This window comes from Mycobacterium sp. E740, assembly GCF_001672895.1.
Lineage (GTDB): Bacteria > Actinomycetota > Actinomycetes > Mycobacteriales > Mycobacteriaceae > Mycobacterium.
This window is the reverse complement of record NZ_LZKP01000083.1, coordinates 49,739-74,766: the sequence shown is the minus strand read 5'-3', so window position 1 is coordinate 74,766 and position 25,028 is coordinate 49,739. Positions and strand designations below refer to the sequence as shown.

The window sequence follows — 25,028 nt, the reverse complement described above, 5'->3', positions numbered from 1 at the left end:
GATCGCGCGACTTTAGGCCGGCCGCTTCGCCGGCGGCGAGTAACTGGGGCGGCCGAGGCCGAGGGCATGCTGGGCGATCATGTTGCGGAACACCTCCAGCGTGCCGCCGTAGATCCCGGTCGGTCCGGCCAACCGGAAGATGTATTCGGCCGCCCCGTCATCGGCTGCGCCGTTCGCGCCGACCGGCAGGCTCGCCGCGGTCCCGAGCAGATCCATCAGATCCGGTGCGACGTCGCGCATCGTCTGCGCGATCGCCACCCGGCCGAACATCTCCGGAGCGCTGGCCGCCGCCTCCATCCGGGCGACCGCGCGTCCGAGGCGGTACCTCGCCGAGTCCTCGTCACCCGCCACCGCTGCGACGCGGTCGACCGCCTCGCCCAGCATGCCCTCGGCCTCGGCCGCCCCAGTTACTCGCCGCCGGCGAAGCGGCCGGCCTAAAGTCGCGCGATCACCTCGGTCGCGAGCAGCTCCAGCGTCGCATCCGAGCCGCGGTCGTGGGTGAACAACACGATCTGGCCGAACCCTAGCTCCCGCAGCTCGCCGATGCCATCCACGATCGCCGGTGGGGTGCCGATGAGCCCGCCCTCGGCGAGGCCGAAACCCGGAGCGCCGAACCGTTTTTCGGCAACTCGACGCACCTCCGGCAGCGAGGCGTCGTCGGGTGCCAGCGCCATCACCGCTTCGACCGACAACACGATCGTCGAGGGATCGCGGCCAATGTCTGCGCAGATGGCGTGCAGCGCCGACACCTTCTGCTCCAATTCACCCAGCGCATACGTGGGCACGTTCCACACGTCGGCGTAACGCGCGACAAGCGGCAGCGTGTACTTCTCGCCGACACCACCCACCACGATCGGTGGCCGTGGGTGCCGCACCGGTCCGGGTTTGACGGGGAAGTCCGTCACGGCAAAGTGCTTGCCGCTGTGGTCGATTCGCTCGTCGGCGAAGGCCTGGGTGACGATCTCCAGCGTCTCGCCGAGTCGCTCGGACCGCTCACGAAACGTTCCCCACGGCAGGCCGGCACGGCTGTGCTCGTCTTCGATCGACCCGCTGCCGAGCCCAAGCTGTAGCCGGCCCGCCGAAATCTGGTCGAGCGTGGTGGCCATCTTGGCCAAGAGCACCGGATGACGGAATTGGTTGCACAGCACCATGTGTCCGACATGGATACGTTCGGTGTTGCTGAGCAGCGCGGTGGCCAGCGTCCATGCCTCCAGCGACGGGTAGTCGGGTGCGCCGGGGCCGTAGAGATGGTCGTATAGCCACAGCGAATCGATGCCGAGTTCTTCACACCGCCGGGCGCGGTGCAGTACCTGCTCGTAGGTGAAGCCCAGCTGAGGCAGGTAGAGGCCGATCTCGGGCTTGGCTCTGACTTGACTCATGTCGCCCCTTCTCGGCCGCCCCTGTACTTTGCGCGCTTCGCATGGTAACGACATTCTCAAGAATCGAGAAGGTTGTTCTAGGACGGGATGCTCATATGCGGTTCACCTTCACCCACCCGATGCACAGTCATCCGTACAACCCGGAACTGGTCACGGGCAAGGGGATTGCGACAGTCGCTTCGGCCGCCGAGGCGGCGGGTTTCCACGGGTTCGGTTTCACCGACCACCCGGCGCCGACGCAGCGTTGGCTGCAGGCCGGCGGCCACGATGCGGTGGACCCGTTCGTCGCGATGGGCTATGCGGCTGCGACCACGTCGTCCCTGCGCCTCATCCCAAACATCGTCGTGCTGCCGTACCGCAACCCGTTCGTCGTCGCCAAGGCCGGCGCCACACTGGATCTGCTGTCGGAGGGACGGTTCACGCTCGGCGTCGGGGTGGGTTACCTCAAGCGCGAATTCGCCGCGCTCGGAGTCGATTTCGAGGAGCGAGCCGCGCTGTTCGAGGAGGCGCTGGAGGTGATCCGCGGAATCTGGACCACCGACGACTTCTCCTATCAGGGGCGGCATTTCACCGCCGACGGGATCACCGCACACCCGCGTCCTGTCAGCGATCCGCATCCCCCCATTTGGATCGGCGGCAACACCGTGGCCGCCCGCAAGCGGGTCGTCGCGTACGGCGACGGGTGGTGCCCGTTCGCCGCACCCGCGCAGCTTGCGCAGACCGCCCGCACGGCGACGATGGACGCCGAGATCCTCGCGTCGGGCATCGACGACCTGCGCCGCCGGTTCGACGAGGCCGGGCGCGACTGGTCGCGCATCGACATCACGTTCACCAATCCCGACGGCGGCAGCCCGGGCAGCGACGATTTCAACCCCGACGCCTACCTTTCCGGCTTGGACAAGCTCGCGGGCATCGGCGTGACCTGGGTTCAGGTCGGCCTGCCCGGCGACAGCCTCGCCCACGTGCTGGAGACCATCGACCGGTTCGGCACGTCGGTCATCGCTGCGGCCTAGTCGGCCGGATCATCTCCCGGTAGCTCAGCGAACACCTCGGCGCGCGCCGGGTCGAAGCTGAAGAACCCCTTGATCGGCAGTGTCTCCGGCGGCGGGTCCGGGTAGCTCCAGGCGACGTCCTCGACCACCGTCTCGCCGACGGTGGCCGACCAGTACGTCGCATAGCCCTTGTAGTTGCAGTAGCTGGTGGTCTGCGACGGGCGCAGCAACTCGGTGCGAACCTGCGACGGGTCGACGTAGAGGCGGGGTTCCAGCGACGTCTCGAAGACGATCACCGTCGCTGTCGTGTCGACCAGAGCTTCCCCTGCGACCCCGACTCGCAACCGGCGTTGCGTCGGCCGGCAGTCCACGCGGTGATACGGGTTCGGCGGATAGTGCACGAGCCGGCGCCCTTCCTCGAGCCATGTGTCGACGGCGTCCCAGGGCACACGCACGAATCCGGGTGCCTCGGCGACGGGTTCGCTGGGCAGATCGCCGACCTGGTCGAGCGGAAACGCAAAGCTGAGCGGGTGGCCGCGGCGGTGCACCAGCAAGGCGCGCTCGGTGTCGATGACTTCGCGTCCGTCGCGCACGGCCTGGATGCGCCGCGGGTGCGGCTCGACGAACACCACGTCGGCGGGCAGGGGCGGGGTGAACCAGCCGGCCGGATCATTGCCCAGCGGCCCGCGGGCGGCGACGAGACTCATGGCGCCAGCTTTACAAACTTCAGCCGCAGCGTCACTTCTTCGCCGAACCTGCTTGCGGACGGCGACGATGGGGAAACCGGTAGCAGCCGGCGCACAAGGGGTGAGATGAAGCGACTCAACGGGGTGGACGCCCTGATGCTCTACAGCGAGACGCCCGAGATACACATGCACACGCTCAAGATCGGGATTCTCGACGTGTCGGGTGTCGACGGCTACAGCTTCGAGCTGTTCCGCGAGGTGGCGTATCCGCGATTGATGGCGCTGTCGGCGCTGCGCTATCAGCTCGTCGACATCCCGCTGCGGCTCCACCATCCGATGTGGTGCGAGAACCCCGACATCGACCTCGACTACCATCTGCGCCCCACCCGGGTGGCGCAGCCGGGTGGCCGCCGAGAGCTCGACGACCTGATCGGCGAGATCGCCAGCACCCCGTTGGACCGCAGCCGGCCGCTGTGGGAGATGTACGTCGCCGAAGGTCTTGCCGACGACCGCATCGCGATCATCCACAAGGTGCATCACGTGCTCGCCGACGGCGTCGCGTCGGCCAATCAGATGGCCAGGGCGATGGAACCGGAGGAGCCCGCGCCGGTGACGCCCGTCGTCGACCCCGCCGCCCGCAGCACGGCACAACTGCTCAGCGCCGCGGGCCGGGACCATGCGCACCTCATCGGCCGGCTTCCCCGGCTGATCAACGAGACGGCCACCGGGGTCTCCCGGGTCCGCAAGCGCGCCAAGGAGCGCGGCCCTCACCCCGACCTGGCCCGCAACTTCGCCCCGCCGCAGACCTTCTTGAACCACCGCGTCTCGCCGGGCCGGCGCTTCGCGACGACGCCGCTGTCGCTGCCGCAGGTCAAAGAGGCCAGTCGGCATCTGGGTGTGACGCTCAACGACATCGTGCTGGCGACGGCCGCCGGCGCGCTGCGCACATTGCTGCTGCGCTACGACGGGCACGCCGACGAGCCGCTGATCGCGGGCGTTCCGGTCTGCACGAACTCGGCACCAGATCGGTTGACCGGCAACGAATTCACGTACATGATGCCGTCGCTGCCCGTGCACATCGACGATCCGCTGGAACGGGTCAAGGTGACGTCCGTGGCGACGAAGATCGCCAAGGAGAACCATCAGCTGCTCGGGCCGACCGTGTTACCGGCGTGGATGGCCTACCTGCCGCCGGCGATGGCGCCGAAATTCTTCCGGATGCAGGCCCGCCGAATGGAATCCGGTGCGGTGATGAACCTGACCATCTCCAACGTGGCCGGCCCCCGCGAGCGCGGTCACGTCGCGGGCGGCGTCGTCAGCGAAATCTATTCGGTCGGGCCCGTGGTGACCGGCAGCGGAATGAACATCACCGTGTGGAGCTACGTCGACCAGCTCGCGATCTCGGTGCTGACCGACGACCGCACGCTCGACGACCCGCACGAGGCAACCGACGCGCTGCGCGACTCCTTCGCCGAGATCCGGCGCGCCGCCGGACTGTCCGGCGACCTCGCCGCGGTGGACTCCGCGCTGCCGCTGGCCGCCGCCCTACGCTGACACGACACCGCCGCGCACCAAAGCCAACCTTTACAGATCAGCGCAATAGTGTCACGCTCTATGGGTAGCGTGACGGCTAGCTGAACCGATGGGATGGCAACTGATGGCAACTCGACTTTCCACCGAAGACGTCGCGTCGGCAGGCGGTCCGCGGGCCGCCGACGGCCGGGCCAACCATCACAGGCTCGTCGTGCTCGCCGCGAGCGCGGCCGAGGTGGTGGGGCAGGCCGGCGGCTGGCTCTTCGACCGGGCGCGGGCCGGCTGGGACGTCAACGTCAGGGTCGAGAGCTGCGGCGATCTGCGGGCGCTGGCGATCCTGGGCGCCGACACGCTCGACGACTCCGTCGAGACCATCTTGTGCAACCCGCCGCGCGGCGGTGCGCTCGCGGTGAGCGCCACGTTGCTCCGCGACGACCCGAGCCTGCGGGCCCAGGTCTCCGATGTGGCGAAGAGCTGCAGTGTGGAGCTGTTGGCGTGGGGTGAGGACTGGCCGGTGGAACTCGGTCGTCGCGTCGAGGTCGTTCCGCACCAGCTGAGCGTCGCGGCGCGCGCGTTCAAAGCCCGGGCGCTCGGCGCGGCCGGGCTGGAACCGGGCGTCGGCCCAACGGAGATTCTTTTCGAGCTGACGGCGGACGTGCTGCGGCCGTTGAGTCCGGTTTAACGGATCCAGCCGCGGCGGCGCAGCCACCAGTCACGGACCACTGCGGCGACGATCAGCAGAGCGAACCCGACCAGGAAGAAATCCTCGACGTGGCCGGTGTGGTTGCCATGGATCATGGCCACCAGGAACGCGGCGGCCAGCAGCCCGCCGATGTGAATCGCCTTCGGGTTCTCCTTCGACCAGCCCCACTCGGCAGACGGCACGTCTTCGACGTCGACGCCGGTGTGTCGCTGCACCTCGGTGTTGGCCACGGCTGCTCCTCACGGTGGGCTTGCTGGTGCCCACATTCTGGCATATGCGTACCGGGGGCCTACTACACGCGGCCGTAGGGTGATGCCTCATGACGCAGCAGTTCGACGGCAAGGTCGCATTCATCACCGGCGCGGCGCGCGGGCAGGGCCGCGCACACGCGGTCCGTTTCGCCGAGGAAGGCGCCGACATCATCGCCGTCGACCTGTGCGGGCAGATCGACAGCGTGGCCTACCCGATGGCCACACCGGAGGACCTCGACGAGACCGTCAACCTGGTGGAGAAGACCGGCCGCAGAATCGTCGCCGAGCGTGGCGACGTCCGCGACCTCGCCCGGCTGCAGGAGGTCGTGGCGGCCGGGGTGGCGCAGTTCGGCCGCATCGACTTCGTGCTCGCCAACGCCGGAATCCTGCCCGCCGCGGGGGAGCAGGGGCACGAGATCGCGGCGTTCGCCGACGCGGTGAACGTGATGCTCAACGGCGTCTACTACACGATCACCGCGGCGCTGCCCGCCCTGCTCGCGCACGGCGACGGCGGTGCCATCGTGATCACCAGTTCGGCGGCCGCGTTCAAACCGGTGACCGTCGACTTCGGCACGATGAACCACGGCGCTGCCGGTTACACCGTCGCCAAACACGGCGTCGTCGGGGTGATGCGGCACTTCGCCAGGGCCTTGGCGGAGAAGAACATTCGCGTCAACTCGGTGCACCCCGGCGGGGTGGCCACGCCGATGATCTACAACGAGGCGCTGGCGGAATGGTCCGGCGAGCATCCGTCGTTCAGCGTGTCGCAACAGCCGCTGCTCGACGTTCCGCCCGTCGAGCCCGAGGCCATCAGCGATGCGATGGTGTATCTGTGCGGCGCATCGGGCAGGTACGTGACCGGGGTGGCGCTGCCGGTCGACGGCGGCCAGATCATCAAGTGATCTCGGCGTACCGGCGCAGTGCCTCCTTGCGTTCGGCGGCGTGCTCGACGATGGGCGCCGGGTAGCTGTCGTCGTCGATCTCGGGCACCCAGCGCCGCACGTAGCGGCCGTCGGGATCGAACTTGTCGCCCTGGGTGCTCGGGTTGAAGACGCGGAAGAACGGCGCGGCGTCGGTCCCGGTGCCGGCCACCCACTGCCAGCCGTGCTGGTTGTTGGCCATGTCCCCGTCGACCAGTTGCTCGAGGAACCAGCGTGCGCCCCACTGCCACGGCAGGTGCAGGTCCTTGACCAGGAACGAGGCGGCGATCATGCGGACCCGGTTGTGCATCCAGCCGGTCTGGGCGAGCTGGCGCATGCCGGCGTCGACGATCGGATAGCCCGTTCTGCCCGCTTTCCAGGCGTCGAACCGCTGCTGCGCGTCGGTGTCGTCGTCCGTTCTCATCCCGTCGAACGACGAGTTCCAGTTCCACCAGAGGCTGTGCGGCCACTCGTAGAGCACCGCGGCGTAGAAGTCACGGAACGCCAACTCGCGCAGATACGCCTGTGCGCCTTTGCCGGCGCCCAGGTCGGCCGCCATCGTGCGCGGGTGGATCGCGCCGAACTTCAAGTGCGCCGACATCCGGCTGGTGTTGTCGAGGTCGGGACGGTTGCGGTCATCAGCATAGTCGTCGATCCCGTTGTCCACGAACGACTTCCATTGCTCGCGGGCGGCGCTCTCCCCGGCCGGTGAGTCGAGTTCGACGCCGATGTCGGGGATTTCCACCGCGCCGGGCACGGCGGCCGGGTCGACCCAGCGTGCCGACTCGGGGCCTGAGGCCGCGGGGCTGCGCCAACCGTGCCTGCGCCACGCCGCGTAGAACGGGGTGAACACCTTGTAGGGGGTACCGTCGGGTTTGGTGACCCGGCCGGGCGATACAAGATACGGCGAGCCCGACGCTTCCAGCGGCACCCCCGCGAGCGCGGCCCGCACCGCGTCGTCGCGGCGCCGCCCGAACGGCGAGTAGTCGGCGGAGATGTGCACCGCAGATGCACCGATTGCCTTGGCCAGCAACGGTATTCGCTGCTCGGGGCGACCCCGCGTCACCAGCAGCTTGCCGTCGAGGCCGTCACGCAGATCCCGAAGCGCGTCGTAGAGGTACTGCAGCCTGCGCGGTCCTGCCGACGCTTCCAGCCGCGGGTCGAGGACGTAGCAGGCGAGCACCTCGCCGTCGGCCGCCGACGCGTCGAGCAGTGCCGGCAGGTCATGCAACCGCAGGTCGCGCCGAAACCACAACAGCGTGGGCATGGCATTGATGCTGCCCCGAATCCACGGTAGAGAAACAGGATGCAATTCTGGTCGGGCACCCCGTTCATGAAAACGTCAGAAATCCTTCCCGTCGCGCGGATGCTCGACGAGGCCGGCTACGACGGGGTGATCAGCGCCGACCACATGGTCTATCCGCGGGAACTCAGCTCGCCGTACCCCGACTCACCGACCGGTAAGCCCGGCTGGCCGCCCGAGACGCCGTGGCCCGATTCCTGGGTGCTGATCGGCGCGATGGCCGCCGTGACGAGCCGGCTGCGGTTCTCCAACGCGGTGTACATCGCGCCGGCGCGCCCGCTGGTCGAGGTCGCCAAGGTGGTCGCGACCGCCTCGGTGCTGTCAGGCGGCAGGGTTTCGCTGGGCGTCGGCGTCGGCTGGATGCGCGAAGAGTACGAGCTGATGGGCCAGGACTTCACCACCCGCGGCAGCCGGCTCGACGAGATGATCGAGGCGCTGCGCGCGCTGTGGCAGGGCGGCTGGGTGTCGTGGAGCGGGACGCACTACCGGGTGCCGGAGATGACGATCGAGCCGCACCCGGCCGCGCCGGTGCCGATCCTGTGCGGCGGCGAGTCGGATGCGGCGCTGCGGCGCGCGGCTCGGTTGTGCGACGGATGGGTCGGATACGCCTACGCGTGGGACGACGCGGTGCGCTACGTCGAGAAGCTCAACGTCCTGCGTCGCGAATACGGCCGCGAGCGTGAGCATTTCGACATCATGCTGGCGTTGCTCGAACCACCGAGTGCCGATCTGTTCAAGCGCGCCGAGGATGTCGGCATCACCGCGGTGATGTGCCGTCCGTGGGCGGGAACCGACGGCGCCGCCGACGTCGAGGCCTACCGCGAACCGATCGAGCGGTTCGCCGAGACGATCATCGCCAAGGTGCGGTCATGAGCCGCCGGTAGGGCGCGAAAGGGAGGACAGCCCGCCGTCGGGGGGTAGCGGGCTGTCCTCCAGCTTCTGTCGGGCCGCCGGTCAGTTCGTCGGCGGCATGAGCACCGTGTCGATCATGTACACGGTCGCGTTGGCGGTCTGCACTCCGCCGCAGACCACGGAGGCGTCGTTGACCTTGAGGTCGGCGCCCTGGCGGGTGACGTTGACGTCGGCGCCCTGCACCGTCTTGTGGGTGCCGACGACCTGCGCGGGGGCAGCCTGGCCGGGGACCACGTGGTAGGTCAGGATGCTCTTGAGCAGCGGCGCATCGGTCTTGAGCTTCTCGATGGTGGCCGGGTCGATCTTGGCGAACGCGTCGTCGGTGGGGGCGAACACGGTGAATTGGCCTGAGTTGAGCGTGTCGACGAGGTTCACCTGCGGATTGAGTTGGCCGGAAACGGCTTTGGTCAGTGTGGTGAGCATCGGGTTGTTCGACGCGGCGACCGCGACGGGGTCCTGCGCCATGCCCATCACCGAACCCGGACCGGTCGGCACCTGCTGCGCGTAGGCCTGGCAGCCGGGCCCCACGAGTTCGGCCGAGGCCATCGTCGCGGTGCCCAGCGACAGTCCGACCGCGGTGACCGCGGCGAAACCGACTCCGGCTGCTCTCTTCTTGACGTTCATCGACTGCACTCCCTTCGTCATACGACGGCTTGTGCCGCCGACTTTGGCGTTGCGTTGGTTATTCGGTGCCGAATCCGTTTCGGATGGGTATCGATTCGGTACTAGCCGTAGGTGAAGGAGTAGACCTGCAACCCGTTGCCGACTGTGACGTCGAGGGTTCCGCGCTGTACCGTGTCGCCGTCGACGATCTGGTGCAGTGTCGGCGGGCCGCTGATGGCGATCGTGTCCGTCTCACCGTTGCGGCGAACGGTGATCGCGCCCTCACCGCCTGCGACGACATAGACGTCCTTCGCGTGGTAGTTCAGTGCGATCCCGCTGTCGGTCCCGCTGGCGGTGGCGCCCTGATAATCGAGGGTCCACTGGCCGCGCAGGGCAAAGCGATCGTCGGAAAGCTTTGGTGGGTAACGGAACTCGGCCGTGCCCTGGTCGTACGGTCCGCCGCCGCCGTAGTTGACCACTTTGCCGACGCTCAGATACGTCTCCGGCGTCGTGTTCTGGCCCGGGGTGGCGTCCGTCGATTCGACGGGCGGTGGCAGCGATGTCGCCGGATCGGCGTCGGTGAGCAGCTCGCGGATGAGCCGCTCCGTGGTCTGGTAGTCGCCCTCGCCGAACTTGATGTGTCGCACCGTGCCGGTCGCGTCGATCAGATACTTGGCCGGCCAGTAGCGGTTGCGGTAGTTCGTCCACGTCGAGTAGCTGTTGTCCAGCGCGACCGGATAGGTGATACCCAGCTCCCTCGCCCCGGCAGCGACATTGGACTGGACGCGCTCGAAGGCGTACTCGGGCGTGTGCACACCGATGACCTCCAACCCGGAACCCTGGTAGGCGTCGTACCACTTCACGATGTGGGGGATCGCGCGCTGGCAGTTGATGCAGGAGTAAGCCCAGAAATCTACGAGAACCACCTTGCCGCGCAACGCCTTCAGATCCACCCCGGTGCCGTCGGGAGTGTTGAGCCAAGCGGCGATGTTCTTGATGTCCGGTGCAGGACCGCAACTCTCGAGAACCGGCGCGCCGTTCGTGCAGTTCGACAGCTGACGGTTCTGGTCGTTGACCAGGCCGCCGAGATTCAGCTTCTCGCGGACCTGCTCGTCACCGCCGACCGCTTCCTGAAGCCCGGTCGTGTAGTCCGGTATCGCGCGCTGCAGCGCCGCGGGCAGGTTGACTGCCAAGGCCACCGCCAGCAGGATCGTGACCACGCCGGCGATGATGCGAATCGCCCGTTGCCGCTTGCGGAATGCGGCGAGCCGCTCCGCCACCCGGCGGCCGGCGAGGGCGAAGAACAGCAACGGCAGTGCCGCACCGCACGCGAAAGCCAGGGTCAGCGCTATGGTCTCGACGCCCACGGAACCGGTGGCGCCGGCGACGACGATGGCCGCCAGCACCGGCCCCGCGCACGGCACGTACAGCACTCCGAGCGCCAGTCCCAACCCGAAACCGCTTCGGCCGGAACCGAACTGTCGCTGCGGCAGCCTGGCGAACGGCTTCTTCAGCAGCGCTTCGAATCTCGGGAAGATCAACCCCATTCCGATCACCACCAGCGCGACCAGCGCGACCGATCGGATGGTGTCCTGCGGCAGCTTAAGCAGCGACAGCGCCGTCGAGCCGATCAGCGTCACCACCGAGAAGCTCGTCACCAGCCCGGCGATGACCAGATAGGGCCGCAGCGACTCCACCAGCGACGGCTTCTTCTCGGCGACTGCTACCGCTCCGGCCGCGGTGGCCGAATCGCGCCGGGCGCCTTGGGTTCCGGAGAAGAAGATCACCGGCAGCACCGGCAGGATGCACGGCGAGATGCCGGTGATCAGTCCGCCGAGGAAGCCGATGAGGATGAGCTCGAACATGGCGGTCCTTGGAAAGTACGACTATGCCGATGGGCGAGCTGACGCGAAATCGGTTGTGGAGGTGATTGCGCGTCAGCTCGCCGGTCGGGGGGCCTTGCCGGGCGGTTAGGAGCCGGCCGGGGGCATCAGCACCGTGTCGATCATGTACACGGTCGCGTTGGCGGTCTTCACGCCGCCGCAGACCAGTCCGGCGTCGTTGACCTTGAGGTCAGCGCCCTGGCCGGTGACCTTGACGTCGGCGCCCTGCACCGTCTTGTGGCTTCCGGCCACCTGCGCCGGAGTGGCCTGGCCGGGGACCACGTGGTAGGTCAGGATGCTCTTGAGCAGCGGTGCGTCGGTCTTGAGCTTCTCGATCGTGGCCGGGTCGATCTTGGCGAACGCATCGTCGGTCGGGGCGAAGACCGTGAACTGGCCGCTGTTGAGCGTGTCGACCAGGTTCACCTGGGGGTTGAGCTTTCCGGACAGCGCCTGGGTCAGCGTCTTGAGCATCGGATTGTTCGACGCCGCAACGGCTACCGGGTCCTGCGCCATACCGGCCACCGAGCCGGGCCCGCTGGGCACCTGTTCGGCGTAGGCGGCGCAGCCGGACCCGACGAGGTTGGCGGCCGGATCGGCCATCGCGGACGTGGCCGGCGCGGCGGACGTGGTGCTGGTGGCAGCCGACGTGCTGGACGCCGATGCATCGTTCGAATCGCCGTTGGAACATGCCGCCCCACCGAACATGGCCACCGCGGCGAGGCCCGCCGCTGCAACTGCCTTCCGGTGAACTGTGTTCATCGCTTCCTCATCCCTTTCGTCGGCGGGCCGGTGCCCGCCCCGTCTGCTGTGACATCGGGGATTCGGAACGCGGGCCCGCGCGGATGAAACGCGTCACATTCGCGTCACACATGCAGCGCGGCCGAGAGCGCGCGGTGCCAGGCGGCACAATGGTTCGGTGAGTGTTTCCGCCTGCCCCGACCGCAGCGACGGGGGGTCAGCCCGGCGCCGCGTGTTGATCCTGGGCAGCACCGGATCGATCGGAACGCAGGCGCTGGAGGTCATCGGTGCCAACCCCGACCGCTTCGAGGTCGTCGGCTTGGCGGCCGGCGGCGGCAACCCCGGGCTGCTGGCCCGGCAGCGCGCCGCCACCGGGGTGACCAACCTCGCCGTCGCCGACGAACGCGCCGCCGCTCGCGTCGGGGACGTCACCTACTCCGGCCCGGACGCCGTCACTCAACTGGTCGAGAACACCGAGGCCGACGTCGTGCTCAACGCGCTCGTCGGCGCCCTGGGACTCAAGCCGACGCTCGCCGCGCTGGCGACCGGTGCGCGCCTCGCGCTGGCCAACAAGGAGTCGCTCGTCGCCGGCGGTCCGCTGGTGCTCAAAGCGGCCCAGCCGGGCCAGATCGTGCCCGTCGATTCCGAACACTCCGCGATGGCGCAGTGCCTGCGGGGAGGCGCCGCCGACGAGGTCGCCAAGATCGTGCTGACCGCGTCCGGCGGCCCGTTCCGCGGTTGGACCGCAGAGCAGCTGGAGTCGGTCACCCCCGAACAGGCCGGCGCCCATCCCACCTGGTCGATGGGGCCGATGAATACCCTGAACTCGGCGTCACTGGTCAACAAGGGGCTCGAGCTGATCGAGACCCACCTGCTGTTCGGGGTGCCCTACGACCGCATCGAGGTCGTCGTGCACCCGCAGTCGATCGTGCACTCGATGGTCACGTTCACCGACGGTTCGACGCTGGCGCAGGCCAGCCCACCGGATATGCGGCTGCCGATCGCGCTGGCGCTGGGCTGGCCGCAACGGGTTCCCGCGGCCGCGCTCTCCTGTGATTTCTCCACCGCTTCCACCTGGGACTTCGAACCGCTCGACGACGACGTGTTCCCGGCGGTGGCGCTGGCCCGCCGGGCGGGCGAGACGGGCGGCTGCATGACCGCCGTCTACAACGCAGCCAACGAGGAGGCCGCAGCGGCGTTCCTCGACGGGCGCATCCGGTTCCCGGCGATCGTGCGCACCGTCGCCGAGGTGCTGCGCGCTGCCGACCAGTGGGCCGCGCAACCAGCTACCGTGGATGACGTACTTGACGCCCAGCAGTGGGCGCGTGACCGCGCCTCGCGTGCGGTCGAGCGGGAGGTAATCACCACGAAATGATGTGGTTCATCGGTGTCGCGTTGTTCGCGCTGGCCATCCTGGTCTCGGTGGCCCTGCACGAATGCGGCCACATGTGGGCCGCGCGGGCCACCGGCATGAAGGTGCGCCGCTACTTCGTCGGCTTCGGGCCAACCCTGTGGTCCACGTGGCGCACCAACAAGCTCGGCGACCGGACCGAGTACGGCGTCAAGGCGATACCGCTCGGCGGCTTCTGCGACATCGCGGGCATGACCGCGGTCGAGGAACTCGCCCCCGAAGAGCGCGAGCGCGCGATGTACAAGCAGAAGACCTGGAAGCGGACCGCGGTGCTGGCCGCCGGTCCCGGCATGAACTTCGTCATCGGCCTGGTGCTGATCTACGGCATCGCGGTCGTCTGGGGATTGCCCAACCTGCACGCGCCGACCACAGCGGTCGTCGGCGAGACGTCCTGTGTGAAAGCCGAAGTCAGCAAGGGCCAGCTCGGCGACTGCCTCGCACCTTCGCCGGCAGCCGCGGCGGGTATCGAGCCCGGCGACACCGTGGTCAAGGTGGGCGACGCACCGGTGGCCACCTTCGAGGAGATGGTCACCGCCGTCCGCCGGCTCGACGGCCCGACCCCGTTCACCGTGCAGCGCGGCGACGACGAGTTCACCACGGTCGTCGACGTCGTTCCCGCCCAGCGCTGGGTCGCCAAGGGCGACACCGCCGAACCGGCGCCGGTCGGCACCGTGGGCATCACCGCGGCGCAGTTCGGGCCCACGCAGTACAACGCGCTGTCGGCGGCGCCGGCGACGTTCGCGTTCACCGGGGACCTCGCCGTGGAGATCGGCAAGTCGCTGGCCAAGCTCCCCACCAAGATGGGTGCGCTGGTGCGCTCGATCGGGGGAGGCGAGCGCGACCCCGAGACCCCGATCAGCGTGGTCGGTGCCAGCATCATCGGCGGCGACGCGGTCGACCAGGGGCTCTGGGTGGCGTTCTGGTTCTTCCTGGCCCAGCTGAACTTCGTGCTCGGCGCGATCAACCTGGTGCCGCTGCTGCCTTTCGACGGCGGCCACATCGCGATCGCGTGCTACGAGAAGGTCCGCAACATGATCCGCTCGGCGCGCGGCATGGTGGCCGCGGGCCCTGTCAACTACCTCAAGCTGATGCCCGCCACGTACGTGATCCTGGTCCTCGTGACCGGCTACATGCTGTTGACCGTCACCGCCGACTTCGTCAACCCGATCCGAATCTTCCAGTAGGAGAGACAGATGGCCACCGGCCAACAGATAGGGCTGGGAATGCCGGCGCCTCCCGCGCCGGTCCTGGCGCCCCGCCGCAAGACCCGCCAGTTGATGGTCGGCAATGTCGGCATCGGCAGCGACCACCCCATCGCGGTGCAGTCGATGTGCACCACCAAGACCCACGACGTCAACAGCACGCTGCAGCAGATCGCCGAGTTGACCGCGTCCGGCTGCGACATCGTGCGGGTGGCGTGCCCGCGCCAGGAGGACGCCGACGCGCTGGCCGAGATCGCCCGGCACAGCCAGATCCCGGTGATCGCCGACATCCACTTCCAGCCGAAGTACATCTTCGCCGCGATTGACGCGGGGTGCGCCGCCGTGCGCGTCAACCCCGGCAACATCAAGGAATTCGACGGCCGCGTCGGTGAGGTCGCCAAGGCCGCCGGCGCCGCGGGCATCCCGATCCGCATCGGCGTCAACGCCGGATCGCTGGACAAGCGGTTCATGCAGAAGTACGGCAAGGCCACCCCCGAGGCGCTGGTCGAGTCCGCGCTGTGGGAGGCCTCGCTGTTCGAGGAGCACGGCTTCGGCGACATCAAGATCAGCGTCAAGCACAACGATCCCGTGGTGATGGTCGCGGCCTACGAACAACTCGCGGCGCAGTGCGACTATCCGCTGCACCTCGGCGTCACCGAGGCGGGTCCCGCCTTCCAGGGGACGATCAAGTCCGCTGTCGCGTTCGGGGCGCTGCTGTCGAAGGGCATCGGCGACACCATCCGGGTGTCGCTGTCCGCGCCGCCGGCCGAAGAGGTCAAGGTCGGCAACCAGATCCTCGAGTCACTGAACCTGCGGCCCCGGTCGCTGGAGATCGTGTCCTGCCCGTCCTGCGGCCGCGCGCAGGTCGACGTCTACACGCTGGCCAACGAAGTCAGTGCCGGACTGGAGGGCATGGAGGTTCCGCTGCGCGTCGCGGTGATGGGTTGCGTCGTCAACGGTCCGGGTGAAGCCCGGGAAGCCGATCTCGGTGTGGCGTCCGGCAACGGCAAGGGCCAGATCTTCGTCAAGGGTGAAGTGATCAAGACGGTGCCCGAGGCGCAGATCGTCGAGACGTTGATCGAAGAGGCGATGCGGCTGGCCGGCGAAATGGGCCAAGAAGATGCGAACGGTTCGCCGGTCGTGACCGTAAGCTGAGAGTGATTCCGCACACTGCTCTCGGCGTCGGTTAGAAAGAGTTCCCATGTCGGCTCCGCCGCTGTTTCGTCACGTCGACGAACGACGGGTGTCCGTGGTGCGCGACGTCGGAGCGGTGATGCGGGTCCTCGACGAGGATCCGGTCGGCTCCTGCATGGTCGCGTGCCGGGTCGCAGAACACGGCGCGGAGCCGTCGGCGATCGGCGGTGAGCTCTGGACGCGACGCCGGCCCACCGAATCGCTGTGTTACGCCGGCGCGAACCTGATTCCGTTGCGCGGTGCGGCGATTGACCTGACCGCGTTCGCCGAGAAGGCGATGAGCACCGCGCGGCGCTGCTCGTCGCTGGTCGGGCGGGCCGAGCTGGTGCTGCCGATGTGGCGCCGGCTCGAGCGGGCCTGGGGCGCCGCCCGCGACGTGCGCGAGCAGCAGCCGTTGATGGCGCTGAGCACGCCGCCGCGGTGCGCGGTCGATCCCGGTGTGCGCCAGGTCAGGGCCGACGAACTCGACGCCTACCTCGTCGCCTCGATCGACATGTTCATCGGCGAGGTCGGCATCGACCCGCGGCTCGGCGACGGCGGTCGCGGTTACCGGCGCCGGGTCGCCGGGCTGATCGCGGCGGGTCGCGCCTGGGCACGCTTCGAGCGCGGCGAAGTGGTGTTCAAAGCAGAGGTCGGCTCACAGTCGCCGACCGTCGGCCAGATCCAGGGAGTGTGGGTTCATCCCGACTGGCGCGGACACGGCCTGGGCACGGCGGGTACCGCGACGCTGGCGTCGGCCGTGGTGCGGTCGGGCCGCACCGCGAGCCTGTACGTCAACGATTTCAACACCGTCGCCCGGGCCACCTACGACCGCGTCGGCTTCCAACAGGTGGGAACGTTCGCAACCGTTCTGCTCGACTGACAGTTCTGACGGCGTCCCTGACCTACGCTCACGTCATGGCTGACGACGACCGCACAATCACGCGCAGAGAGATCGCCGACACGATGGTGCGCGCACTCGAGCGACGACACGAACTGCTCGATGTCATCGTCGATTCCGAGGACTACGACGCGGCCATCGAGGCGATCGCGGGCATGCTCGGCTCGTCGGAGATGGCGGCTGAAGCGGTGCTGCGGTTGTCGTTCGACCGGCTGACCAAGGTGTCGCGGCGGCGCATCGCCGCCGAACTCGAAGACCTCAACAACCAGCTGAGCTTCACCATGGGCGAGCCGGTGCCCACGGCCGACAGCATGCTGCTCCGACCGTTCCTCGCCGAGGCCGACCGCGACATCTTCGCCGCGCGCACCCAGGACGTGCGCGAAGCGGGCGACGGTTCACGGGCGCCGGCGGGCGACCTCGACGACGAGATCCGCGCCGGGCTGCGACGCGTCGACGCCGAGGAGGCCGCCTGGCTGGTGGCGATGCAGGGCGCCGAGAAGGTGGGCATGGTCTTCGGCGACCTGGTCGCCGGCGAGGTGAATGTGCGGATCTGGATTCACCCGGACTACCGCAAGCAGGGGTACGGCACGGCCGCGTTGCGCAAGTCGCGCTCGGAGATGGCCGCGTACTTCCCGGCGGTGCCGTTGGTGGTTCGGGCGCCTGCCGCCGGCTCGTAACGCCTCGGCCCCCGGCGTCACACCGATCGACCACCGGCGTCACACCGATCGGCCCCCGGCGTCACACCGATCGACCACCGGCGTCACACCGATCGACCACCGGCGTCACACCGATCGACATTCCGCAGACCCCTTCTCGGGTGGATTCAAGGTTTGGTTGCAACAGTGGTTTCTGCTGCGGCTGACAGTAGTTGGTTGAGTCGGTTGGTGGGGTTGTCCCAGCCGAAGCGTTTTCGGGGTCGTCCGTTGAGTTCGTCGGCGACGTAGGCGAGGTATTCGGCGGAGTGCACGGATAGGTCGGTGCCCTTCGGGAAATATTGGCGCAGAAGGCCGTTGGTGTTCTCGTTGCTGCCCCGTTGCCACGGTGAATGGGGGTCACAAAAGTAGATTTCGATTCCGGCGTCGACGCTGATACGGGCGTGTTGCGCCATTTCGTGGCCCTGGTCCCAGGTCACCGTGCGCCGCAGTGTGGACGGTAGTTCCCTGATGGCGGCGATCATGGCATCGGCGACGACATCGGCGGTGCGTGAGGTGGGCAGGTGCAGCAGCCGCACGTAACCGGTCGAGCGTTCGACCAGGGTGCCGATCTGAGATCCCTGATTCGCACCGATGATCAGATCGCCCTCCCAGTGCCCCGGCACGGCACGATCGTCGGCCTCAGCGGGACGCTCGCTGATGTTGACCATGCCCACCATGCGACCGCGGGCCGGGGCCGCGCCGGTGCGTTTGCGCGGTTTACGCAAGGTCCGTCGGGTGCGCAGGCAGCGGGTCAGCTCACGGCGTAACTCGCCGCGTCCTTGCACGTAGAGCTCTTTGTAGAGAGTTTCATGCGACATCTGCATCTCCGGGCGGTCGGGGTACGTCAGCGCCAGCACCCCGGCGATCTGAGCCGGGCTGTAGCGCTTGATCAACAACGCTTGCACCTGCTCGCGCAGCTCGACACAGCGGCTCAATTTGGTCGCCTTGGGTCGGCGCGCCCGGGCCTCACTGCGCTGTTGAGCCAGCCGCGCCGAGTACGACACGCTCCTGGGGTGACGACGATACGGGGCCCCGAACCGGTGCCTGGCCCGATACCTGCCCGAATGGGCCGGCTCAGCTCCGCTGTTCTTATTGATCTCCCGAAGGATCGTCGACGCAGCGCGCCCTAGCCGACGAGCCATCGACCGAATCGACTCACCAGCAGCGATGCCGACCATGATCTCCTCACGCTCAGCGTGACTCAATCGCGGCCGCCGACACCCCCGAGCACTCTCAAGACGTGGATTCACACCACCAAACCTGGCGAACCATCGCCACCCGGTGGTACCCACCACGCCGACAGCGACCCCAGCATCCTCCGAAGAAACCCCCGCAGCAATCAGCTCCCAGAACCGACGCTGCACCGACACCAACTCAGCCGCACGACCCATCCTCAACACTTCCAATCACGAAGTGTTGCAACCACCCCTTGAACTCAAGTCGACTTTTCGCTGCAAAACGTTGGTCGATGTGACAGATGTGATTAGTTCGCGCGCCGAACGGTGCGTCTGCGCGACGTTGAGGTCTCGAGTTCGTAACATCTGCCCCAATGGCAACTACAGCATCACGGGTAGCAGTTCTGGTGACAGCCGCGGCGGTCGTCGTCGCGCTCGGTAGCGCGTGCACGCCGAAGCCCGCCGGGCCCGAACCGACCGCCGAGAAGTTCTTCGCAGCGCTGGCTACCGGTGACACCGCGCGGGCCGCCGAGCTCAGCGACCGGCCCGTCGAGGCACGCGAAGCGCTGAACGACGCCTGGGCGGGCCTGCAGGCCACGCACCTCGACACGCAGATTCTCGGCTCGAAGTACGCCGAGGACACCGGCAGCATCACCTACCGCTACACCTGGCATCTGCCCAAGGACCGCACCTGGACCTACGACGGCCAGCTGAACATGATTCGCGAGGAAGGCCGCTGGCAGGTGCGGTGGACCGCGACCGGACTGCATCCGAGGCTCGGCGAGAACCAGACGTTCGCGCTGCGGGCGGACGCGCCGCCGCGGGCATCGGTCATCGAGCGCGGGGGCTCCGAGGTGCTGGTGCCCGGCTATCTGTACAACTACTCGCTGGACGCGCGCGCCGCCGGTGAGGCGCTGATGCCGACCGCGCGCGCGGTCGTTGACGCCTTGCGGCCGTTCGACAACACGCTGGACCCGCAGCGCCTCGCCGAGCAGGCCAGCTCCGCCAAGCAGCCGTTGAACCTGATCACGCTGCGTCCATCCGACAACGACCGGGTCGCCGCAGCGATCGGTGCCCAGCCGGGTGTGGTCATCACGCCGCAGGCCGAAATGTTGCCCACCGACGAGACTTTCGCCCCGGCGATCGTCAACGAGGTCAAGAAGTCGGTGGTCGACCAACTCAGCGGTCAGGCGGGCTGGCGGGTGGTCATCGTCAACCAGAACGGTGTCGACGTCGACGTGCTCAACGAGGTGCCCGGTGCGCCGGCGCCCGCCGTCACGATCAGCCTCGACCGCGCGGTGCAGGACGCCGCGCAGAACGCCGTGAACTTCACCGGCAAGAAGGCGATGATCGTGGTGATCAAACCGTCGACGGGGGAGATCCTCGCCGTCGCGCAGAACGCGTCGGCCGACGCCGAAGGGCTCATCGCGACCAAAGGCCTGTACCCGCCGGGGTCGACCTTCAAGATGGTGACCGCCGGTGCGGCTATCGAACGCGACATGGCCACCCCGAACACGCTGCTTCCGTGTCCTGGATCCATGGACATCGGCCATCGGACGGTGCCGAACTACGGCGGCTTCGACCTGGGCACCGTGCCGATGTCGCGGGCGTTCGCCAGCTCGTGCAACACCACGTTCGCCGAATTGGCCAGCCGGATGCCGCCGCGCGGGCTGACGAAAGCCGCGGCGAAGTACGGCATCGGCACGGACTACCAGATCGAGGGGCTGACGACCGTGACGGGTTCCGTCCCGCCGACGGTGGACCTCGCCGAGCGCACCGAAGACGGCTTCGGCCAGGGCAAGGTGCTTGCCAGCCCCTTCGGGATGGCCATGGCCGCGGCGACTGTCGCCGCTGGGAAAACACCTGTGCCGCAATTGATTCAGGGCAAGCAGACAGTGGTCGACGGTACGCCGGAGCCGATCAGCCCGAAGATGCTCGACGGGCTGCGGCCGATGATGCGACTGGTGGTGACCAACGGCACGGCGAAGGACCTGCAGGGGGCGGGCGACGTGCGGGGCAAGACCGGCGAAGCTGAGTTCGCGGGCGGTTCGCACTCCTGGTTCGCCGGCTACCGCGGCGACATGGCGTTCGCCGCGCTGATCGTCGGCGGCGGGTCCTCGGAGTACGCGGTGCGGATGCTCAAAGGGATGCTCGACGGGTTGCCGCCGGACTATCTGGCCTGAGTAGCCTGGTTGCCGAAGGCATGAGAAGGCCATGAGAAGGCTATGACGGGTATCGACAACCACGACGCCATGCGCGTCTCAGACGCCGACCGCAACGGCACGCTGCGGCGGCTGCACAATGCCGTCGCTCTCGGCCTGATCGACATCGAGGAGTTCGAGGAGCGCTCGGCCGCTGTGGCCTTGGCCCGGCAGCACTCCGAACTCGACGCGCTCGTCGGCGATCTGCCCGGCCCGGGGGCGATCGTCACGTCGGCCGCCGACCGGGTGGAGTTGCGCGGTGTGCTCGGTTCACTCAAGCGACAGGGCGAATGGACGGTGCCGAGCCGGCTCTCCCTGCGCCGTCGGATGGGTTCGGTGGATCTCGACCTGACCAGGGCGCGATTCGCGGGTCCGATGATCGTCATCGAACTCGACCTGATGTTCGGCGGGCTCGAACTGCGACTGCCGGACGGCGCCAGCGCCTCCATCGACGATGTGGAGGTCAACGTGGGCAGCGCACACGACCATCGGCGGGACGCACCGGCCGAGGGCACGCCGCACGTCATCCTGACCGGCAAGGTGGTCTGCGGCTCGGTGGACATCCGCGGGCCGCGCAGGTCTTGGCGGTTCAGCCCGTTCGACCGCCGGTAGCCTCGACTACCCTGGTGACATGCCCGTTCGTACCGCCCTTCGCCCCGGCGTGGTGTCGCCGACGTTGCCGGTGCCCAACTCGATCGCCCGCCCCGAATACGCAGGCAAGTCGACCGCGCGCGAGGGCAGCGAGCCCTGGGTGCAGACGCCCGAGGTGATCGAGAAGATGCGGGTGGCGGGACGGATCGCGGCGGGTGCGCTGGCCGAGGCCGGCAAGGCGGTCGAGCCCGGCGTGACGACTGACAAGCTGGACCGCATCGCGCACGAGTACATGGTCGATCACGGCGCCTATCCATCGACGCTGGGCTACAAGGGCTATCCGAAGTCCTGCTGCACCTCGCTGAACGAGATCATCTGCCACGGTATCCCCGACGACACGGTGGTCGAGGACGGCGACATCGTCAACATCGACGTGACCGCGTACATCGACGGCGTGCACGGCGACACCAATGCGACGTTCCTGGCCGGCGACGTGTCCGAAGAACACCGACTCCTCGTCGAGCGCACGCATGAAGCGACGATGCGCGCGATCAAGGCCGTCAAACCGGGCCGACAGTTGTCCGTTGTCGGCCGGGTCATCGAGGCTTACGCAAACCGATTCGGCTACAACGTCGTTCGTGACTTCACCGGCCACGGCATCGGCACCACCTTCCACAATGGTCTGGTGGTGCTGCACTACGACCAGCCCGCGGTGAACACCGTGCTGGAACCGGGCATGACGTTCACCATCGAGCCGATGATCAACCTCGGCGGCTTGGACTACGAGATCTGGGACGACGGCTGGACCGTCGCCACCGTCGACAAGAAGTGGACCGCGCAGTTCGAGCACACGCTGGTGGTCACCGACGACGGCGCCGAGATCCTGACCCTCACCGGCTAGGGCGCTCGATTGTGAATCTGACGACGCCGGGGCGCCATTTTCCGTCGCCGGTTTCACAATCGGTGGGCGGTGCGCTGCTCGTCGCCGGCACGACGTCGGACGCCGGCAAGTCGATGGTGGTGGCCGGGCTGTGCCGGCTGTTGGCACGCAAGGGTATTCGCGTCGCACCGTTCAAGGCGCAGAACATGTCCAACAACTCCGCGGTGACCGTCGACGGTGGCGAGATCGGCCGCGCGCAGGCGAAGCAGGCGCGCGCAGCGGGTCTTTCCCCGCACACGCGGTTCAATCCGATCCTGCTCAAACCCGGCAGCGACCGCACCTCCCAACTGGTGGTGCGCGGGCAGGTCGCCGACACTGTCAGCGCCCGCGACTACATCACCCACCGGGACCGCCTGGCGGCGGTGGTACGCGACGAGCTGACGCGACTTCGTACCGAGTTCGACGTCGTCATCTGCGAAGGCGCCGGTTCGCCTGCCGAGATCAACTTGCGCGCAACCGATCTGGCAAACATGGGCCTGGCGCAGACTGCGGGGCTTCCGGTGATCGTCGTCGGTGACATCGACCGCGGCGGGTTGCTCGCCCACTTCTTCGGCACGGTCGCGGTGCTGGAGCCCGACGATCAACGGCTGATCGCGGGGTTCGTCGTCAACAAGTTCCGGGGCGACCCGGCTCTGCTCGCCCCGGGGCTGGCGCAACTGGAGAAGCTGTCGGGACGGCCGACTTACGGCGTCATCCCGTACACCGAGGGATTGTGGCTCGATACCGAAGACTCGGTGTCGGTAATGGCACATCGTGTCGTCGGAGAACCGCAGGCGCCGCGCGGCCGGGAGTGGTTGCGGGTGGCGGCAATTCGGCTGCCCCGCATCTCCAACTCGACCGACGTCGAGGCCCTGGCGTGCGAACCGGGCGTGCTGGTGCGCTGGGTGGTGGACCCCGCCGAACTCGCCGACGTCGACGTCGTACTGCTGCCAGGAAGCAAGGCCACCGTGGCCGACCTGGACTGGCTGCGTCGCAGCGGGCTGGCCGACGCGCTGACCGCCCACGCCGCTCGCGGCCGACCGGTGCTCGGAATATGCGGCGGGTTTCAGATGCTGTGCTCGCACATCGACGATGCGGTGGAGTCGCGCGCCGGAACAGTGCCGGGCTTGAACCTGCTGGACGCCGACATCTTCTTCGCCGCAGCCAAGACGTTACGCCGCCACGAAGATCCGTTGTCGGGCTACGAGATTCATCACGGTCAGGTCAGCCGCTCGACGGAGGAGGACTGGCTCGGCATCGGCCTGCGGCGCGGGGTCGTGTACGGCACCCACTGGCACGGCGTGCTCGACAATGACGCCGTCCGGCGCGCGTGGCTGGCCGAGATCGCCGACGCCGCCGGCCGCAGCGAGTTCGTCGTCGCCGAGGACGTCGATGTCGGTGCCCGGCGCGACGCCCAGCTCGACCTGATGGCCGACCTGCTGACCAGCCATCTCGACATCGACGCGGTGCTCACCCTGCTGTCCGACGGCGCGCCCGGCAGACCCGTCGTCGAGACCGGGCTGCGCCCATGAGGCGCACGATCGTGGCGGTGCTCGTCGCGGCGATGCTGACCGGGTGCGCCCACGAGATCGCCGGCACCCCGACATGGCCGGGCGCGAGGCTGGACCGGGCGGTGCTCACCGCCGCAGACCTGCCGCGGGGCGTGCAGTACGACCGCGTCGAGCGCGAACCGGGGCAGGGCGCGGCAGGAGGTGCCCCACCGGCCATGCTGTCGCGACCGGTGGGCTGTTCGGACGGGCTCACCCGGGTGATCGCCGAATCGGGAGAGCGGGGGCCGGGCAGCGCCGCCGAATACATCGTCGGCTACGACGGCGCCCGCATCGTGATGACGGTGCTGACATGGCGTCTCGATCTCGAGAAGCTGGCTGCGACGGCCGAGCGGTGCGCGAACTTCCAGACGTTCTTCGACCCGTTCTCCGCAGGCATCCCCATGACCACGAAGAAGATCGACAGCGCCCGTCCAGACGCACTCGTCTACGAGCAGACGATGCGGCTCGCCGGCGTGGACAGCAGCATCTACTTCTCGTTCGAGAACGTCGGCGCCATGGCGGTGTACGGCATCGCCTTTCCGGTGCCGAATCCGTCGGTACCCGTCAAAGCCGCGCTGCCCCAGACCTTTCTGGACATCGCGGCCGCGCAGGCGCAGCGCATCCCGGCGGCCTGAGCCCGGCGTTCACTCCCCGCGAAACGACCGCGGCGCTCCTGCGGCCGCTGTAGCGTGGCCCAATGCCATCCACCACGGTCAGCGTCGACGGGATCAGCGTGCCCGTCGACGTGGCGGGTCCTGACAAGGGCTCGGTGGTGGTGCTGCTCGGCGCGGCGCATCAGTCCCCGGCCGCCTACGGCGCGATCTGTCAACGGCTGCACACGGCATCGCTGCGGACCGTCGTGCTGCCGCCCGATCCGCGGCTGACCGCCAAGTCCGTCGTCGCCATCCTCGACGCGCTCGACGTGAAGTGGGCGTTGCTGGTCGGCGACCGCATCGGTGGGGAACTGGCGTGGGAACTCGCCGCCACCCGGCTGGACCGGTTCATCGGGTTGGTCGTCATCGACCGCGGACATCCGCGCGTCGCCGACGCCGCCGGCATCGTGCGCGACGAGCATTGCCCGCCCGTCGAGATGAACACCACCGCGTTGGTCAGCACACCCGCCGCCCGCGCGATCGCGCGCGCCAGTCAGCGGTATGTGTACGGCGACTACCGGATGGTGGACCTGCTCGCCCGGCGCAATGCCCAGGAGTCGACGGCGCAGCTCGCCGCCGAGATCGTGATGCGCACCAGCACCTGGTAGCTCACCTGTCTTCGCGCGCGTTGCGCGCTCAGCCAGATGCCTCGGG

Annotated in this window: 24 protein-coding genes and 1 pseudogene; 16 read left to right on the top strand and 9 right to left on the bottom strand. The window is 68.2% G+C overall.

The window, feature by feature from the left end:
- Nucleotides 1-12: 12 nt before the first annotated feature.
- Together A5663_RS07830 and A5663_RS07825 are read right to left on the bottom strand one after the other, a co-directional pair.
- A pseudogene (locus tag A5663_RS07830) lies at nt 13-384 on the bottom strand (acyl-CoA dehydrogenase family protein); the annotation flags it as partial.
- 50 nt (nt 385-434) lie between these two features.
- Nucleotides 435-1,379 carry an LLM class flavin-dependent oxidoreductase gene (locus A5663_RS07825; RefSeq protein ID WP_068146300.1) on the bottom strand — a complete coding sequence of 315 codons (945 nt, stop codon included), beginning with the start codon at nt 1,377-1,379 and terminating at the stop codon, nt 435-437.
- Nucleotides 1,380-1,474: 95 nt separating this feature from the next.
- On the opposite strand from A5663_RS07825, the gene A5663_RS07820 reads away from it, so the two are divergent.
- Complete coding sequence (locus A5663_RS07820; protein WP_068146297.1) at nt 1,475-2,392, top strand: LLM class F420-dependent oxidoreductase; 918 nt, start codon at nt 1,475-1,477, stop codon at nt 2,390-2,392.
- Here the strand turns inward: A5663_RS07820 and A5663_RS07815 are convergent.
- Nucleotides 2,389-3,078 carry a DUF427 domain-containing protein gene (locus A5663_RS07815; protein WP_068146293.1) on the bottom strand — a complete coding sequence of 230 codons (690 nt, stop codon included), beginning with the start codon at nt 3,076-3,078 and terminating at the stop codon, nt 2,389-2,391. The genes A5663_RS07820 and A5663_RS07815 overlap by 4 nt on opposite strands.
- 105 nt (nt 3,079-3,183) lie before the next feature.
- Between A5663_RS07815 and A5663_RS07810 the strand changes: the two genes are divergently transcribed.
- Together A5663_RS07810 and A5663_RS07805 are read left to right on the top strand one after the other, a co-directional pair.
- Nucleotides 3,184-4,611 (top strand): wax ester/triacylglycerol synthase family O-acyltransferase, encoded by a 1,428-nt coding sequence (locus A5663_RS07810; protein ID WP_068146289.1) that lies wholly within the window; start codon nt 3,184-3,186, stop codon nt 4,609-4,611.
- An 88-nt stretch (nt 4,612-4,699) separates the two neighbouring features.
- Entirely contained in the window at nt 4,700-5,272 is a 573-nt protein-coding gene (locus A5663_RS07805; protein ID WP_231976720.1) for a hypothetical protein, read from the top strand.
- Here A5663_RS07805 and A5663_RS07800 read toward each other — a convergent pair.
- The gene (locus A5663_RS07800) at nt 5,269-5,523 is read right to left on the bottom strand and encodes a DUF2631 domain-containing protein (protein WP_068146285.1); all 255 of its coding nucleotides are present in this window, start codon (nt 5,521-5,523) and stop codon (nt 5,269-5,271) included. The two genes, A5663_RS07805 and A5663_RS07800, sit on opposite strands and share 4 nt — an antisense overlap.
- An 89-nt stretch (nt 5,524-5,612) precedes the next feature.
- Here A5663_RS07800 and A5663_RS07795 point away from each other — a divergent pair, with 89 nt between their 5' ends.
- The gene (locus A5663_RS07795; protein ID WP_068146283.1) at nt 5,613-6,446 is read left to right on the top strand and encodes a mycofactocin-coupled SDR family oxidoreductase; all 834 of its coding nucleotides are present in this window, start codon (nt 5,613-5,615) and stop codon (nt 6,444-6,446) included.
- Here the strand turns inward: A5663_RS07795 and A5663_RS07790 are convergent.
- Entirely contained in the window at nt 6,439-7,731 is a 1,293-nt protein-coding gene (locus A5663_RS07790) for a deoxyribodipyrimidine photo-lyase (RefSeq protein WP_068146280.1), read from the bottom strand. The two genes, A5663_RS07795 and A5663_RS07790, sit on opposite strands and share 8 nt — an antisense overlap.
- Nucleotides 7,732-7,770: 39 nt before the next feature.
- Between A5663_RS07790 and A5663_RS07785 the strand changes: the two genes are divergently transcribed.
- Entirely contained in the window at nt 7,771-8,640 is an 870-nt protein-coding gene (locus A5663_RS07785) for a TIGR03619 family F420-dependent LLM class oxidoreductase (protein WP_068146277.1), read from the top strand.
- A gap of 81 nt (nt 8,641-8,721) precedes the next feature.
- Here the strand turns inward: A5663_RS07785 and A5663_RS07780 are convergent, their stop codons facing one another.
- From A5663_RS07780 to A5663_RS07770, 3 genes are all read right to left on the bottom strand, one after another.
- Nucleotides 8,722-9,303, bottom strand: coding sequence for a fasciclin domain-containing protein (locus A5663_RS07780; protein WP_068146330.1), 582 nt, complete (start codon nt 9,301-9,303; stop codon nt 8,722-8,724).
- A gap of 101 nt (nt 9,304-9,404) precedes the next feature.
- A complete protein-coding gene (locus A5663_RS07775; protein WP_068146273.1) occupies nt 9,405-11,147 on the bottom strand; it encodes a cytochrome c biogenesis protein CcdA in 1,743 nt (580 codons plus the stop codon).
- A 105-nt stretch (nt 11,148-11,252) separates the two neighbouring features.
- Nucleotides 11,253-11,924, bottom strand: a complete 672-nt coding sequence (locus A5663_RS07770; protein WP_068146270.1) for a fasciclin domain-containing protein — start codon at nt 11,922-11,924, stop codon at nt 11,253-11,255.
- Between the two features lie 157 nt (nt 11,925-12,081).
- Between A5663_RS07770 and dxr the strand changes: the two genes are divergently transcribed.
- The 5 genes from dxr to A5663_RS07745 are packed head-to-tail and all read left to right on the top strand — an operon-like array spanning nt 12,082 to nt 17,267.
- Nucleotides 12,082-13,278, top strand: coding sequence for a 1-deoxy-D-xylulose-5-phosphate reductoisomerase (gene dxr, locus A5663_RS07765; protein ID WP_068146267.1), 1,197 nt, complete (start codon nt 12,082-12,084; stop codon nt 13,276-13,278).
- Complete coding sequence (locus tag A5663_RS07760) at nt 13,275-14,498, top strand: RIP metalloprotease (RefSeq protein WP_068146263.1); 1,224 nt, start codon at nt 13,275-13,277, stop codon at nt 14,496-14,498. The genes dxr and A5663_RS07760 overlap by 4 nt, the downstream gene beginning before the upstream one ends.
- A gap of 9 nt (nt 14,499-14,507) precedes the next feature.
- A complete protein-coding gene (ispG, locus tag A5663_RS07755; protein ID WP_068146258.1) occupies nt 14,508-15,671 on the top strand; it encodes a flavodoxin-dependent (E)-4-hydroxy-3-methylbut-2-enyl-diphosphate synthase in 1,164 nt (387 codons plus the stop codon).
- A 46-nt stretch (nt 15,672-15,717) separates the two neighbouring features.
- The gene (locus A5663_RS07750; RefSeq protein ID WP_068146256.1) at nt 15,718-16,572 is read left to right on the top strand and encodes a GNAT family N-acetyltransferase; all 855 of its coding nucleotides are present in this window, start codon (nt 15,718-15,720) and stop codon (nt 16,570-16,572) included.
- 35 nt (nt 16,573-16,607) lie between these two features.
- Nucleotides 16,608-17,267 (top strand): GNAT family N-acetyltransferase, encoded by a 660-nt coding sequence (locus A5663_RS07745; protein WP_068146253.1) that lies wholly within the window; start codon nt 16,608-16,610, stop codon nt 17,265-17,267.
- A 146-nt stretch (nt 17,268-17,413) separates the two neighbouring features.
- On the opposite strand, the gene A5663_RS07740 is transcribed toward A5663_RS07745, so the two are convergent.
- Nucleotides 17,414-18,676 carry an IS30 family transposase gene (locus tag A5663_RS07740; RefSeq protein WP_068146250.1) on the bottom strand — a complete coding sequence of 421 codons (1,263 nt, stop codon included), beginning with the start codon at nt 18,674-18,676 and terminating at the stop codon, nt 17,414-17,416.
- 158 nt (nt 18,677-18,834) lie between these two features.
- Between A5663_RS07740 and A5663_RS07735 the strand changes: the two genes are divergently transcribed.
- From A5663_RS07735 to A5663_RS07710, 6 genes are all read left to right on the top strand, one after another.
- Nucleotides 18,835-20,643: a penicillin-binding transpeptidase domain-containing protein gene (locus A5663_RS07735; RefSeq protein WP_068146249.1), complete on the top strand. Its 1,809-nt coding sequence runs from the start codon at nt 18,835-18,837 to the stop codon at nt 20,641-20,643.
- Nucleotides 20,644-20,685: 42 nt separating this feature from the next.
- Entirely contained in the window at nt 20,686-21,273 is a 588-nt protein-coding gene (locus A5663_RS07730; RefSeq protein WP_068146243.1) for a DUF1707 domain-containing protein, read from the top strand.
- Between the two features lie 19 nt (nt 21,274-21,292).
- Nucleotides 21,293-22,153, top strand: a complete 861-nt coding sequence (gene map / locus A5663_RS07725) for a type I methionyl aminopeptidase (RefSeq protein ID WP_068146239.1) — start codon at nt 21,293-21,295, stop codon at nt 22,151-22,153.
- Between the two features lie 62 nt (nt 22,154-22,215).
- Nucleotides 22,216-23,703, top strand: coding sequence for a cobyric acid synthase (locus A5663_RS07720; protein ID WP_197503329.1), 1,488 nt, complete (start codon nt 22,216-22,218; stop codon nt 23,701-23,703).
- The gene (locus A5663_RS07715) at nt 23,700-24,356 is read left to right on the top strand and encodes a hypothetical protein (protein WP_068146235.1); all 657 of its coding nucleotides are present in this window, start codon (nt 23,700-23,702) and stop codon (nt 24,354-24,356) included. The genes A5663_RS07720 and A5663_RS07715 overlap by 4 nt, the downstream gene beginning before the upstream one ends.
- 62 nt (nt 24,357-24,418) lie before the next feature.
- Nucleotides 24,419-24,982: an alpha/beta fold hydrolase gene (locus tag A5663_RS07710; RefSeq protein WP_068146232.1), complete on the top strand. Its 564-nt coding sequence runs from the start codon at nt 24,419-24,421 to the stop codon at nt 24,980-24,982.
- The last annotated feature ends 46 nt before the right edge of the window (nt 24,983-25,028 follow it).